The 15,235-nt window shown below is 58.8% G+C and carries 7 protein-coding genes; all 7 read right to left on the bottom strand.

Translation table 11 applies throughout. The annotated features are described in order from the left end of the window. Positions 1 to 89: 89 nt before the first annotated feature. The 7 genes from E0E37_RS08030 to E0E37_RS08005 all read right to left on the bottom strand — a co-directional run bounded on the left by E0E37_RS08030 (position 90) and on the right by E0E37_RS08005 (position 12,582). Positions 90 to 839 (bottom strand): DeoR/GlpR family DNA-binding transcription regulator, encoded by a 750-nt coding sequence (locus E0E37_RS08030; RefSeq protein ID WP_165445279.1) that lies wholly within the window; start codon positions 837 to 839, stop codon positions 90 to 92. A gap of 26 nt (positions 840 to 865) precedes the next feature. Beyond that, positions 866 to 1,642 carry a DeoR/GlpR family DNA-binding transcription regulator gene (locus E0E37_RS08025; protein WP_165445278.1) on the bottom strand — a complete coding sequence of 259 codons (777 nt, stop codon included), beginning with the start codon at positions 1,640 to 1,642 and terminating at the stop codon, positions 866 to 868. A gap of 499 nt (positions 1,643 to 2,141) precedes the next feature. Then, a complete protein-coding gene (locus E0E37_RS08020; protein ID WP_165445277.1) occupies positions 2,142 to 5,396 on the bottom strand; it encodes an S-layer homology domain-containing protein in 3,255 nt (1,084 codons plus the stop codon). A 492-nt stretch (positions 5,397 to 5,888) separates the two neighbouring features. Then, a complete protein-coding gene (locus E0E37_RS08015) occupies positions 5,889 to 7,355 on the bottom strand; it encodes an InlB B-repeat-containing protein (protein WP_246019684.1) in 1,467 nt (488 codons plus the stop codon). Positions 7,356 to 7,639: 284 nt separating this feature from the next. Further along, on the bottom strand, positions 7,640 to 8,254 hold the full coding sequence (locus tag E0E37_RS18875; protein WP_246019669.1) for a hypothetical protein: 615 nt from the start codon (positions 8,252 to 8,254) through the stop codon (positions 7,640 to 7,642). Positions 8,255 to 8,256: 2 nt separating this feature from the next. Then, entirely contained in the window at positions 8,257 to 11,181 is a 2,925-nt protein-coding gene (locus E0E37_RS08010) for a hypothetical protein (protein ID WP_130862513.1), read from the bottom strand. Positions 11,182 to 11,193: 12 nt separating this feature from the next. Beyond that, positions 11,194 to 12,582, bottom strand: a complete 1,389-nt coding sequence (locus E0E37_RS08005) for an S-layer homology domain-containing protein (protein ID WP_130862512.1) — start codon at positions 12,580 to 12,582, stop codon at positions 11,194 to 11,196. Positions 12,583 to 15,235 lie beyond the last annotated feature (2,653 nt).

Genomic DNA, 15,235 nt, shown 5'->3' with positions numbered 1-15,235 from the left:
ATTGAGTATATTCAAAATCTTCAGCCCAACATATTGTTAAAAAAAACGCGGGCGCCGCGCCCGCGTTTAACCGTTTTATACCTATCTCTTCATGGCTGTGGAATGACGATATCTACATCACAGTTCCTGAACTTGTGATATACCTCATGCGAGAGACCAGAATCGCTGATGATTGCGTCCACCTCATCCAGACCGCAGGTGTTCACATACGCCACCTGATCGAACTTGCTGTGATCCGCGACGATGATCCTTTTCTTGGCGGACTGTATCATAGCACGCTGTACGGATACCTGATTGATCCGGAAATCCGTGATTCCCTTTTCAACCGAAATAGCGTGTACGCCCAGAAAGGCAACGTCGATGTTGTAGCTCAGTATGTCCTCTTCACACGTGTCTCCAAATACGGCCTCCTCATTGCAGTCCACTACCCCGCCGGGAACGATGATCGTAAAACGTCCCGCCTCGGCAAGCTCGTTCACAGCTGCAAGATTGTTTGTGATCACAGTAAGCCTGCGATAATTCGCCGCAAGAAACCTGGCCACCTCCAGACACGTTGTTCCGCTGGTCAGTCCCACGGTCTGGCCGTCGGCCACAAACTGATCCGTCAGCGCCGCGATCTCCTTCTTCTCCTCCCGGTGGGTGATCCCTCTGATCCCCACCTTCTGCGTGGTGATATCGGCGTTGTGAAACACCGCACCGCCCCGCACTCTCCGAAGCAGGCCCTCCGCCTCCAACTGCTCAAAATCCCTGCGCACGGTGTCCACGGAAACGCCGTTCAGTTCTGCAATATCCTGCAGCTTCGCCGTCTTTTTCTCCCGCAAATATTCAACTATTCTCAAAAACCTTTCATCCTGCATCAAGACGTTCACCCATTGTTCTCGGGAGTAAAAATTTCTACTCCCTGATTTTTATATCGACAGACCTGCTCCTCCGATAAACCGCTGTCGGAGAAAATGTAATCCAACTCGTCTAGACCGCACACGTTTCTGTACGCCACGCGGTCAAATTTGCTGTGGTCGGCCACCACTGCTATTTTTCTGGAACTTTTCATAAATGCTTTTATGATGCCGATCTCCTTGGTCCGAAAATCAGTGATACCCTTCTGATCGGAGATGGCGTTGACCGCCAGCAGCAGCAAGTCAAAATTGTAGGATAGGATCTCCTCCTCGCACTTCTTTCCGTAGAGCGCGTATTCCTCCGGATTCAACATGCCTCCGGGCACGATCAGCGTGAAATTTCGGCCGGTCTTCAGGATATCCAGTATTCTTAGATTGTTCGTGATCACAGTGAGACGCTGATAATTGGACACCAGAAATCTCGCCGTCTCAATATTGGTCGTTCCGCTGTTCAATGCGATAGCCTGCCCGTCCACCACAACTCTGGACAGCAACTTTACCAGCTCCTGCTTCTCGCTTCGATTCTCGATCCCCCGCATATCGAAGCTCTGCTTGGACAAGTCGTCGCTGCGCGACGCGGCGCCTCCTCTGACGACGGTGAGCATTCCGTTTTGCTCCAGTCTGGCCAGATCTCTTCGGATCGTTCCCACCGACGCACCCGTCAGCTCAGCCAGCTCTGCGAAGCTGGCGACGGTCGTTTGCTTCAGGTATTCTACAATTTTTAAGAATCTGTCTTCTTGTAACATTTCCTTATTTTTCACCATCCCTTAGGCTTCACGATTCTATCCGCAGGCTGTCCGCTATAGTTTATCATAGCCATCCGCTCCATTCAACCTTCACGAATCACAAAGTCCGATCTCCTCAGCCGCTTCCGTCAGAATTTCCTATTCGTTCGTTCATTTCTATCTTACTATATCCCATTTTTATTTCAAATAAAAGCAAAAGTTTATAAAACGTCGCAAAATAGGTGCATGGAAAATAAGCTGGCTGGTGACGAAAACCGTTTATCTGGACCAGTTTACGCAGACACAGTTTCAGATATCACTTTGGCTGCACAAAGAAAACGGCCCCGGCCCGGCGATGTTTTCTCGCCGGCCAGGGCCGTTCTCGTTTTTCGTTGCTGCCTTTATGGCCGTGCCGCTGCAGCTGATCAGTCACCGCTTCCGGAATCAAGCGGACTTTCGTTTTGATCAGCTCCCGCAGCTACGCTTCTAGAATCGCCTATTTACGATTATCGTTTCGACCTTACTTTCCAGCCGCGGCCTTGATGTTGTTGTAGGCCCAGTGGCTTTCCGGCACGTCCGTAAAGCTCATCTGTCCCGCTCTCGGTTCCAGACCGATGATCGAGTTGATGATGGTCACGGCCTCCGCTCTGGTGATGGGGTTGTTGGGACGGAAAGTGCCGTCCAGATATCCTGTGGCATACCCCTTCTCCGCCGCCGACTTCACGTACTCCGCATACCAGTCTGCATCGCTCATGTCCTTAAAGCTCTTGCTGCTGTTCACCACGCGGTCGATCTTCATGGCCATGGTCACAAACTCCGCTCTCGTGATATTGCTGTTAGGCTTGAAGGTCCCGTCCTTGTACCCTGCGATCACTCCCAGAGAGGCCACGAAACCGATGTCGTCCGCATACCACTCGCTTCTCGCCACGTCGCTGAAGGGCGTGTTGGTGTAAGACTTGTCCTCTTCCTTCTTGTAGTTGACTGTCTTTGCCATGATGGCCGCCACTTCCGCTCTGGTAATGGCGTTGTCCGGCCGGAAGGTCCCATCCTGATAGCCATTCACGTAACCGCCGCTGATCTCTTCCTTTGAAACCTGCAGGAACCGCAGATCCTCGGGTACGGAATCCGGAATGACGATCTTGTCGTCCTTCTCGTAGACCGCGATGAGCTTCATGGCTCCGGTCACCTTGATATCCTTCAGGTCGATGACGGTCTTGCCGTCTTTGCTCCAGCCCGCGAAGACCCAGCCCTCGTCCGCCGTCACTTTAACGCCCTTGGGCGATTTGTCTTTCTCTACCTGCTCGGTCTTTTCCGCGATGGTTCCGTGATCGCCCGCATCGTAGGTCACGGTGTACTTTGTCGTCACAACGGAGCCGCCGCCTCCGCCACCGCCGCCGGGACGGTTGCCAGAGGTGGTCGCTTCCGGCTTGGCCTTCGCTGTGACAGCCGCTGTGGTTCCAATTGCGTTCTGCGCATAGACCTGCAACGTGTATTCCTCACCGTTGGTCAAGCCGCTGAAGACCTTGCTCGTGGCTGTTGTGCTTCCACTGTCTTTTTCTTTGATTCCGCCTCCGCTGGTATATGGATCTGCCGTCCTGCTCAGCACCTTGTATGCTGTGCCGGTGGTCACTCCCGTTCCAAGAGGATTGTACCAGTCGATTCCCGCCGGCGAAGCGAAAATGTAGTCCGCCACCGCAGAATCGGTCACCACGGCCGCGCCCGTCGCTCCGCCGCTGCTCGTCTCATAGACATACCTTGTCCGGGCGATCGTCGTTCCCGGATCGTTAAAGGTCAGCTTGTAATGATAGGTGACGGGATCGCCGTTTGCTCTGGCGCTCCACGTTCCCGTAGCGCTGCCGTTGCCCGGGGCCAGCGATGCGGTCATGCTGTCCGGCGCCTCCGGCGTTACATGCTTTCCTGCCGCCGTCACGGTTCCAGTGTAATCGCTGCTGGGGAGAGCCGTGGCGATGGCCGTGATCGTCGTTCCCAGATCCGGCTGCTGGATCGCGTAGGTGCTGGTGTTTGCTCCCGCGATCACGGTTCCGTTTCTCAGCCACTGATAGCTCAGATCCGCGTAGGTCACCCTTCCGCTGTTGAGTCCGCTGATGTCCAGACCCAGCGCGCTTCCCGAGATCGCCGATCCGCTGATAGTCAGCGTTCCGCTCAGTGCCACCCGGCCCGGTACCTGCGTGCCGGATACCAGAGCGGCGTCCGTCTTGTAATTGGACCCGGACTTCGCCTTCACACTGACGCTGATATTCTGGTCCAGATCAGCCGCTGTCACGGTGTAGGTCTCTCCCGTAGCTCCGGAGATGGTGCTCCCGTTTCTCAGCCACTGAATGTCCAGATCTCTGGCGATATCCAGATTCACCGCCGTCATGCTGCCCATGGTGATGGTGTAGACGTCGTTTACCTGAGCCGCTCCGTCGCTGTTTGCGTCGTAGGTCATCGTGAATTCAGGATTTCCTGCAATGGCCAGCTTCTCGATGGCGCCGTTAATGGTCACTCCGCCGGTGGTCAGCGTGTAGTTCCCAGCCTTTGCTCCTGTGAGGGTCACGGCGCTTATCGCCGCCGCGGAGCTGCTGTGCACATCCGCTGTGCGGAAGGTTCCCGTCAGCGTTCCGATGGAGACGTCGTCGCCGTCCATCTTGCCACTGAGTGTATAGCCTGTTTCCAGAGCCCCCAGAGTCAGAGTGTTGTTCCCGTCGTAGACCTTCTTCGCACTGGCGTTTACGGTCAGGGCCTTGGGCGACACGTTGACGGTGTAGCTTGCGCTGCCGCCTGCATACATGCCTACTGCCGGGGCGCTGGCTGTGATCGTCGCGGTTCCCACGCCTACAATTTTGATGGTTCCGCTGCTGTTGACCGAGACAACATCAGCATTACTCGATCCATAGGTGATCGTCTGCGTCTGACCGATGGCCTGCGGCGAGATCGTCGCCTGATAGGCGGACGTTCCATCTCCATACACCGCGTTCACCGGATCGGTCAATCCCGCGAAGGTGATGGTCTGCGCCGTCAGATCTTTGGTCGCCAAAGCAGCGGATTCCGCCGATTCATTGGACTCGTCATAATTCACCGAGTAATTCGTTCCGCCATTCGCGCCGTCAGGCACGAACTTCAGCTTCACTTTGTAGTTGTGATTCTGGGTCAGACCGGAAATGCTCCAGCCAGTGAGATCGGTCCAGCTGCTATACGCTCCGACGGATGTAGTACCGACCACGCCCTGATCCTGGATCTGATACTGGACCTTTGCTCCGGTGGGAACCGCCTGCTCATTCAGCTTCAGGATATTCTGTGTGGTACCGCTGGCCGCCAGTGTGGCCGCTGCCGGGGCAGCAAACTTGGCCTTCGCGGGCGTCACCGAAGCTGTGGAATCCACCCAGACAGAATCGCCCTTGGCTGCGCCATCCAGCGCGATGGCGCTGACGCTTGCGGTGTATGACTTGTCCGCGTCAATGGTTCCCGTCTCAAGGGGTACGCTGAACGTAAGACCGCCGGAGGTGGGCACTTCCACCGTCTTCTTTTTGACGCCGCCCTGATAGATGTCGACCACATAATGGTCGATCATGCTCGTCACTGCGGCTCCGGTGGCTGTGATCGTTCCGGTGAAGCCGCCGTAGGTGGTGTTTGCGGCCGCTACCGCGGTCAGTGCAAGGCTCTGCGGCGGATCCATGGGATCCTTGACCAGATTGCCGTTGGCATCAAGAGAAAAACCAAAGCCCCAGTAATTGGCTAATTGCCCAGCTCCGCTGCCAGCACTCTTTGACCACATTAAGATAAAATAGTTTTCTGCTTTTTTTGGTAATGCTGGTACTACATCCACAAATTTTATGTTTGTTCCGGATGCAGCTACATTGCTCTCTTTTCCCGGATATATTGTAGTAATTTCTGTACAGTTCTCAAAGCCAAAGGCCTCTCCTCCTGTATAATTGTCATTTCCATGATATGCCAAAAAACTGTCAAAATCGCCGACGTCAGCTATGGCAGCGTCAAGCTCTGATTGAAGCAAGATGATGTAGTGAATATCTTTTACTGGCGAATGCATGCTGCCGGTGTTTACGTAGATCTCGGGTTTCACAGTTGTTCCCATATCAACTGTTCCCGTTATTTCTACTCCCGTCAGATAGTTACCATTATTCGTTGCACCTGTATCGTTGTCTTGTGCATAAACCATTGCCGGCAACGAGGCAATCAGCAGTAACAAAACCAGTAGGAATGCGATCCCCCGCTTTTCTTTCTTATGCATATATCTCTTCCTTTCCTTCTATGTCTCCAGTGCGGATTTTACCGCCGCCACACTATCGAATGGTCCTCCGTTTGCAGCCATTGCCTGATCCAATTTTAGATACAGCGCCTGCATTTTGACAAAACCTCCGTTGGCTGCGGTAGGATTGGCCGTCGGCACGTCAGCATTCACAAAATGCCAGTCCAAGACTTCCCGAAGTTGAAGTTGGGATAATACCGTTCCCTCTTTCATCCCATAGACTGCTAACAAAATCTTGTTTCTGTCTGCGGCTGCTGTACTTCCCCAGGGCAATCCCAACTCCGTATTGATGACGTAATTTGCAATACCGACTGTCCACTCTGTACTTGTTTTATCAGTTTTGATTCTTTCATTTTGTTCAGCCGCACGTTTTGAAACAGAGCCCAATGCTCCAAGAACGACATAGCTGTTTTCCACGGTGCCGCCTGCCGATGGCACATTATCATTGAATGGTTTTGGATTCGTTGCATCACCAGCTGTGAAAATATCGGATCCGTCAAGTTCCACAGCTGCAAACACGACGTTTGAAGCCGCTTTTGGTATTACAAATTCTGCCTGTGCAATATCCGTATTTTTGAGATTAGACTGCATGTATACTTGTGCTCCTTGTATCGTATAAATGCCCCTCAATGCAGGATTTTTTAAACGTTTCACTCCGAATTCATTATTTTCTCTTTTGACGGTTAACGTCACACTGATATTACCGGTATTTGCATTTAATGAATTTCCATATACGTTCCCTTCATAGTTGGTAATGGTATAGTAAGCAGCCGTACCTGTTTCGGCGAGAAGCTCGCTCTCCACATACCCGGCCTTCAACACAATATTCCCCCAGCCCTTCGCCGGGGCGGCGCTGTAATCCCATCGATCGGCCGCAAAGTCGGCGGCCGTTTCGTAGGCCGTAAAGGCGTCCGCCAGGGATTCGGTTCCCTCTCCGCCGTCCACCTGCACCCAGCCCTTGAAGTTGTAGCCCTTCTTATAGGTAAGGGGATGGGCTTCGTTGTCCACCCAGGTATCCGCCCTGCTGTCCAGATCAATGGCGCCGTAGCTGCTGTACTTGGTCTTCAGGAAGGTATCCAGAACGTCCTGCACCTCCGATGGGGAGGCTTCTTTTGCAAAGACCGCCGTTCCCAGAAGGGTCTCATCCCAATCGTAAAACGAAAGCGATGCAAACTCGCTGGGGTCCGCCGCTCCTCCCTCCTTCAGCATCACCGCGCCGAAGGCCACGTTGCCCTCGGGCATGGTAAAGCTGCTTTCCGGCTGGTAAATGTTCCCCTCCGTGTCGCTGCTGGGATGCCAGCCTTTGAAGACGTAGCCGCTCCGGTACAGCTGGATGGCAGGCAGGGTCACGGTGTCCCCCGCCTTCAGACCCGTCAGCGGAGAAAACGCCTGCCGCAGTCCCGCTTCGTCAAACGTCTTCCCTTCCAGCGCGCTTCCGGTGATCCCGGCTCCGCTGGTAGCTCCCATCAGATTATAGATCAGCGTATAGCCGTTGCTCCCCCCGACTCCTCCCCCGTACAGGCTGGGCCCGCGGGTGGGCGATGCGATCTGATCCGTGTTCACTGTCAGCGGCGCATAGTTCTCCATACCGGCTCCATCCGCCTTCCAGTCGGACCGGTAATACGTCCCGTCCACATTCAACGTGGCCGGTCCGGCCAGCATAGTCAGCTTGTCCTGAAACTCCGCAGGCTCCGCCAGACGCAGCTTTCCGGTCAGGTCCGCCGCGCCTCCCGTGACGGAAAAACGCAGGGTCACCAGCTCCTTCCCCGTCTCCAGAGAGACGCCGTTTTGGCCCTGAGCGCCGAAGTACACACAAGCCTCGGCCGCCCCTGCCGTTCCGCCCGGTCCAGTCTCCGCCGCTCCGCCAGTCTCGATCCCTGTCGCTCCGCCAGTGACAGCCGATCCGCTGACGCTCTTCTGAAACACCAGGGAAGGCTTTCCCGCCACCCTGCCCGGCGCCATGGTCCGCCCCGCCGCCGGCCCATGGTCCGCCCCGCCGCCGGCGTCTCGCCCAGGACGGCCGGCGTCTTCGCCTCGTCCCAGTCGATCAGCGTCAGGCAGTGGGTATCGTAGGTCAGCGCCGCCGCCACGGACTGGACCGTTCCCGTCACAGTACCGTCCACCTGCAGACTCACCTCCGCCGTGTCCGTCCCCTCTACCAGATTCACCTTAAGGGAGATGGCCCCGCTGGACGGCGCGCTGGCTGCATAGGCTGCCTGTGGAAGCAGCCACCGTTCCGGGCCTGCCTGTCCTGCGTCTCCCAATCCTTCGCCTGCAGCTCCCAGTCCTGCGCCTGCCGCGCCCAGCGCCGTGTTGGCCATCAGCATCGCCGCCGTCAGCAGGGCGATCCGTATTCGCTTTCCCATTCTCACCGGCTCTCCCCTCCCTCTCTGACGGCGCTCCACTCCAGCGTCCTGTCTCTTCCTCCATAGTTGTCCTGACTGGTCAGCAGATCCAGATCGAAGATCGTCTCCCCGCCGTCCCCGTCCAGGTCGTAACGGACCTTCTCCCCCGTCGCCCTTTCGCCCCTTCCCAAATGGAAAGCCAGGGCGTCCGCGTCGAAGGCGCTGACCCAGCCGTCTCCGTCCAGGTCCCCTGCGTACAGCCGCAGCGGCCTGGCCGCTCCGTCCTCCGTCAGCACGATCCCGCTCACCGTGCAGGCTGTGTGTCTGTCTTTTGTCACTCCCATGGTGTACTCTGTCCCTTCCGCCAGCACGGCTATAAACGTAAACCTCTTTAACCCAAATCCCGTCTGGTCCGGCGCCGGGACGACCATCGCAGAAAGGGGCGCCGCGCGGCCGGCTTTCTCCGCCGCGCCCGCCCCGGTTCCCATTTCGTACAGCGTCACCTCCGGCAGTTTCGATCCGTCATAAGCGAAAATCGTCCCGGTCAGTCTCACGCCGCCTGTCAGCGCCGTGGTTCCAAAGAGTCCGCCAAACCGGGCGTCGCCGATGACATTGTCTTTGGCCTCGCCTACGCCCAGAATATCGGCCATGCTTCCCTCAAAGAGCCGCAGCGTCACCGGCCGCTTCTGGGTGGACAGGACAGGCGCGCCTCCTTCGTTTTCCGTCGTTTCGGCTCCCTTTGTGTCCAGCGCCACCCGCAGCTCCTTTGCGCTGCTCAGGCCCGGGCCGGTCACCGTCCCGGCAGCCTCCGGCTCCGTCAGCCTGACGTCTGAGACAACGATCCCGGAACCGCTGAGCGACCTTTGAATGTCGCTCCAAACCTCCGCTTCATTCAGGGAAGCGGCCTTCTCCGGCGTCAGCAGCAGGGAGAACGTGGCGCTTCTCATCTCCGCGTCTGTTATGACAGCCGTCACGGCCCCGCCGGAGGAAAAGACAGTAACAGCCGGCCTCTTTTCCACCCGGTGAAGGGTGAGTGTGTAGACGGTCGTCTTTCCCTCCGCGTTCCCCAGGGTAAGGGTGACGGTTCCCGTCTTGTCTTCGTCCCGCAGAGTCAGCTTCATCCGCTGCCCTTCCCGATCTTCCCACCAGCTCAGATCCTTCTGGTCCTGCGGCTCCCCGTCTCCCCCTGTCTGACTGCTCACCAGCGGCAGCTCCCGGGGGCTACCGTCCTCCGCCGATACGCCGGACGCCGTGATGCCGGTCACCGCTCCGCTGCTCTGCAGGACCAGTTCCGCTTCCTCTCCCGGAAACAGATAGACTTCGTACGCGAAAACGCCCGGTTCCCTGCTTCCGTCGGCGTGGATCTCCCCCGGCTGAAAGCCGAAGTGCCGCGCCCCGTTCCCGTCGGTGTAGACCAGAAACCGCTGATCCAGGCCTGCCGGCCCCGGCAGACTCTCCCGCTCCAGCTCCAGCACGCCCAAAACCGGTCGTGTCGTTTCTTCCGCTGACGCGGTCTCATAGACTGCCGTATACGACATGCCCTTCTGTGCCTGTACTGTCAGCGGATTCGCCGTCAATTTCGCGGGATCCCCCGCCAGATCGGCCGGGTCTCCCGCCGAAAAACGGGCCGCCCGCAGCCCCGGCATACTGTGCAGCGTCCAGCAGACAAATTGTTTGCCCGCCTTCGCCTCCGCGGTAAGGATCAGCGTCGTTCCTTCCTCTATGTCTTCCACACTTCCGTCCACCGTGGTCAGGGTGATCACGCCTTCCTCCGTCTCCAGCACGCCTTTTCCGTCCCGGATCTCCGCTCCCGCGCCCAACAGACCGGCAAGCGTGATCGCAGATCCGGTGACAGAGGGGTCCGGTTCCGGAACGTCCGGAGGGTCTGGAGGGGTTGGCGGATCTGGAACATCCGGCTCTGCCGGCAGTCCCTTCACGGAAGCCAGACCCGCGCACTGAAGCACCCTGCCGCTTCCGTCCATTGCGGAAAAGCCCTTCACCGGCGCGTTCTCACTCTCCAAGATCCAGAGACTGTCTGCCGTCAGCTCCCCCCGTATCTGAAACCACACGGTCAGCAGCGCTCCGGTCTCAGACGCCGTATAGCTCCGCTTCCCTACGATATTGTTCTTCGCTCCATAGGAGACGCGCAGCAGGCCGTTCTCGTTGCTCAGCTGCGGCGAGGTGGCGGAAAAATATCCCTTTGCAGGATTCTCATATAAAAAGCCGTCCACCGCAGTCACACACTCGGACAGTTTCTCCGTCGCCGCGCCCTCCGGGGCGGACAGGGACAGGAGCCGCGGATCGAAGCTCAGGGCGAAACTCAGCGTCTTCAGCTGCATGCCCGCCGGCGCGTACAGCGTGACCGGCAGCAGCCGGACGCCCTCCCCGGTCTCCCGCTCTTCTTCCAGCTGCCATGCGAATCCTTCCGCCGGGCGGTACACTTCTATGGTGTAGTCCCTTACAACGCCGCCCGTGTGGGAGGTGGAACGCACCGTCACGCTGCGGCTCTGCCCCGTCTCCACCGGGATGGCCCGGGAGGGCTGTCCGATGCTCAGGGTACACCAGTGCTCCGCCTCCAGCCAGATTTCCATGGTGGGCGGCGACTCCCGCTCCACCGGCCAGGCGGTCAGACAGAACTCCGTCTCCTGGGGGGCCAGCGTCATCTGGTAGTCCGTGATGGTGGAGGAGAAGTTCTGATGGATGTATCCCACGTCTGTAACCAGACGCTCCAGCTCCGGCGTCAGCGCTGAGGAATACAGTCCGGCTCCCGCCTTCGGCTCAACGGCCTGCTCTCCATCGAAAACCCTCTCCGTCAGGCTGCTGCCCGCATCCGACGCGGCGTTTTCCGCCGGCCCGGATCCAAAGGCGCAGACCACGTCGGGCGCTCCCGGAAAGCAGAGCAGCAGGCTCACAAGGAGATAGGCCCATCGGTTCCTTTTCTCTCTCAAACGCATTCCTCCTCACTTCTGTTCCAAAAGCGCCAGCCCGTGGCTGACCACCGCGGCCATTTCCCCTCTCACCATCAGACCCTCCGGACGAAGGGTGCCGTCCTCGTAGCCGTGAAACAGACCCGCCGCCACCGCGCTCTTCATCGCCGCCTGCGCCCAGTCTGCGATCTGATCCGCGTCACGGACCTTCCATTCCGTCTCCGAGACGGGCAGCGCCAGGGCGTCGGAGAGCAGCTTGGCCACTTCCTGCCGGCTGATGGGACGGTCCGGTGCAAATTGTCCCGCTCCTACTCCGCTCACTTTTCCCTCCGCGTAAAGGGCGTTGATGTAGGGCTCCGCCCAGTTTCCCCTCACATCGGCGAAGGTACTGTCCCCCGATTTGGGACTCCGGTTTGTCATTTTGCACAGCACGGCGCAGAATTCCCCCCGGCTCAGCTGCTGTTCCGGCTGAAATCCGCCTCCCGGATAGCCGGACACCAGACCCCGGTTCACCAGATCCCGCACATAGCGCTCCGCCCAGTGACCCTGCATATCCGAAAGCGCATCTGCCGTAACGCTCCCGTTACTCTGACCATTTTGCGTCGTCTCTCCGTTCGGGGATCCCTGTCCCTGCTGATTCGGCTGCCCAGGCTGCTGCCCCGTACCCGGCTGGCTCTCTCCGCCGGTCCCGCCGCCAAACCCGCCTGTGTTCGTCCCGCTTCCGGAACCGCTGCCGGTCGTCCCGCTGCTCCCGTCACTTCCTGTTCCGCCGGATTCCTCCGGCTCCGCCGTTTCCGACAGAGGGACGCCCAGCGCCGTAAAGTCCCGCTCTGCCGCTCCTCTTCCCGTCTCCATCACCGGTCTGGTGGGATCCTTTGGATCTTTCACCGACAGGATCAGGTGATCCTCCGTATTTTCTGTGGTCGTCAGCTTTATCGTATCTGCCGTAAACGCGGCAGTTGTCTTCAACGTAAAATGCAGGGATACCAGGTCCATTCCCCCGGCTCCCGCCTCTATGTAGCCATCCGCATCTGCTCCGCCCTCCCGGTTCTTTGACTCCGGGTCCACATACGCCGTGAGCTCCACCACGCCTTTGTCCCGGTCAAACGCCCCGTATTCGCACAGCAGCCATCCCGACTCTCCGTCGGACTCCGGCGCCAGGTATTTCGTCATATTCAGTCCATCCTCCGCCGGCTCTCCATCCCAGACGGAAAGCGGCGTCAGCTTTTCCGGATCGTAAGCAACCGCCAGCTGCAGCACATTAAAGCTCACATCCCTCACTCCAATGGTCAGCACGATCTCCTGACCGATCCCTCTGTCCGCCGTCAGCGTCACGCGGGTCTTTTCCTGGGCCCCCGCGCTCACCGTAGACAACAGCAGCAATAGGATCCCCATCCATAAAGCGATTCCAGTCCGTTTCATGTCTCCTCCCAGTCTGTCTCTTTTCCCTGTCGTCCTGAAACGACACTGCGTCTTCTGTTGGGATGGCCGGAAGCCCCCGTCTCCGGGGACCTCCGGCCTACACCCTTTCTGTTTGATTCTTCTTTTCCGTCCTGTCTGCGTTATTTGATATTTGCCAGCAGATAACCGAGATCCGCTCCCGTCACTTTGCCGTCGCCGTCGATGTCGCCCAGCGCTCCCGCCGTCACGGTGGTGTACAGCAGATTGAGCAGCGCGGCGCGGTCCTCTACGGTCACCTGTCCGTCTCCGGTCAGGTCGCCCGCCGTCAGCGCCAGCGCGCCGATGATGGCGTTGTCTGGACCGATGGCCGTCTTCAGCGTCACGTAGTTGGGCAGCACGATCTCCAGATCATACGTTCCGTTGGATACCTGCGCCGTAAACCGTCTCGTGCCCTCCAGGGACGCCGTCTTCATCAGGTCGCTTCCGCTCTTGATGTGGATGGCCGCCTGGCTGGCCTGTACGTCTGCCTTCATCAGGCTGTTCAGATAGCCCACGATGGTCATCATATCCGGCATGCGGATCTGGATCAGACCGGCGTCGGCGGCCGTGGTGGTCTCCGCAAAGGCCAGGAATCTCTGATCCGTCAGCGTGCTCTTGCTGAAATCGCTGTCGATGGTCAGCTTGGACCAGTCGTCTGCCGCCACCGAGTTTCCGCTGCTGGTCAGGAACTCCAGCCGGATCACCGGGGTCTTCGCGGTGCAGTCGCTGTAGCTGCTGTCTGCCGTGGCCATGACCACTTCCAGCTCGTTGGTCGTCACGTCGTAGGAGGCATACGCCACTTCAAACGCTCCGCCGCTTACGGTCATTGCGGCAATGGTCGCCGTCACATCGCCGTCCGACAGCTCCGCCGCATTGGCGGAAAAGCCTGTAAACACGCTGTTGTCCAGTTTCAGCTTGAAGGCGAATTCATTGGCGATGGTATTTTCCAGATTCACGTTCAGTCTGTACACACCGGAGCCTTTGTCCTCCGCTTCCATGAGGATCAGCGGCAGGGCAGAGACGCTGGCCGCCTTCACCGTGTAGGCAGTGGTCTTGCCCCCGGCGGTCACCTCGATGGTCACCGTTCCGTCCGTGACAGGCACGGTGGTGGAATAGCTGTGGGTCACTATGCCGCCGGAGGTTGTGGATACCGCGGTCACTTCCGTTCCGTTCACCTTCACCACACTGTCAAAGACGTCCTCTTCTTTCGTCTCGATGGCCATGCTCAGATCAAATCCCGTGGCTTCAGGCAGGAGATACAGCAGATAATCCGTCACATCCGACCGGAAGCCGTCCTTATTGTGGTCGGCGCCCAGCAGGATGCTCTTTCCGTCCGTTGTGCTTACTGTCATCTGGTCCAGCTTCGGGTCGCCTGCGGCTACGCTGCCCTGCTCCGCGAACACAGCGGTATACTGGCTCAGCACATCCGCCGTTCCTTCGATGGTCGGGGCCGAAAGGTCTATCCCGTTTTCATCCAGGGCGAACAGGCTGAACCCGGTGGCCGTCTTCACCCATCCGCTGAACTTGTAGCCCGACGCCGGAGCGGCCGTCATCTGGTACACGATATCCGCGTCTGCGACGGCGTTCAGGTCAAACACACCTCCCGCTTTCTTCTTCAGCGTGACCTTGCCCATGACAGGCGTTCCCGCCTCCGTGCTCTTGTACGTAAATTCATAGGATGTCTGTCCTGTGACGATGGAGGGATCTTCCTTTGTCATGCCGGATTCCGCTCCCGGCTCCGCCGGCTTCGGCGGTTCCACGGGCTGGACCGGCGCTACGTACGCCTTCACCGTCACCTTGACCGCGCTGCTGACGGTCTTGCCCGCCTCGGTGAAGGTAACGTAATACTCGCCTGCGGCCACGCCATTCAGGTTCAGCGTTCCGCTGCTGTAGCTTCCAGTGACTCCGGACGCCGGCGCAGAGGCCTGCGCATCCGTGTAGACGTTTACGGTCACCGCCGCGCCGTAGGAGCTGCTGTTGCCCACCGGGAAGGTGGCTGCGGAATCCGTTCCGCTGGTCAGCGTGTACGTATCGCTGGTGAAGGTCGGAGCTGTCGTGACGCCTGGCGCCACGTACGGGGTGGCCTGGATCGTCAACGTGATTTCTGCGGTGGTGGCACTGGCGGCTCCCTTGCTCAGATTCACGGTGGCCGTGTAGCTGCCGTTTGTTCCCGCCGGCTGCCCCGCGGTGCCCGCCACGGCCGCATTGTAGGTCCCGTCGTTGACTGTAGCGGTCACGCCGTTGAGGCTCAGGGCGCTGACCTTCGTCTGCAGCGCCGCCTTGGCCGCTGCAGCGTCGGCGGTCTCCGCCTGGCTGGCGGTGTAGGTCCCGCCCTCGACAGCGCTCTTCGCCGCCGCTACCAGCGCCGCGTCCGGATCAGCTGCTGTGGTATACGTTTTGGTAAATGTGATGGCTGTCGCGTTGTCCGTCANGCTGCCGTTTGTTCCCGCCGGCTGCCCCGCGGTGCCCGCCACGGCCGCATTGTAGGTCCCGTCGTTGACTGTAGCGGTCACGCCGTTGAGGCTCAGGGCGCTGACCTTCGTCTGCAGCGCCGCCTTGGCCGCTGCAGCGTCGGCGGTCTCCGCCTGGCTGGCGGTGTAGGTCCCGCCCTCGACAGCGCTCTTCGCCGCCGCTA

The organism is Bacilliculturomica massiliensis, from assembly GCF_900605495.1.
In the GTDB taxonomy this organism is placed as follows: Bacteria; Bacillota; Clostridia; order Peptostreptococcales; family Anaerovoracaceae; genus Bacilliculturomica; species Bacilliculturomica massiliensis.
Note: the sequence above shows the minus strand (reverse complement) of the source record. Positions and strands in the feature narration are given on the sequence as shown.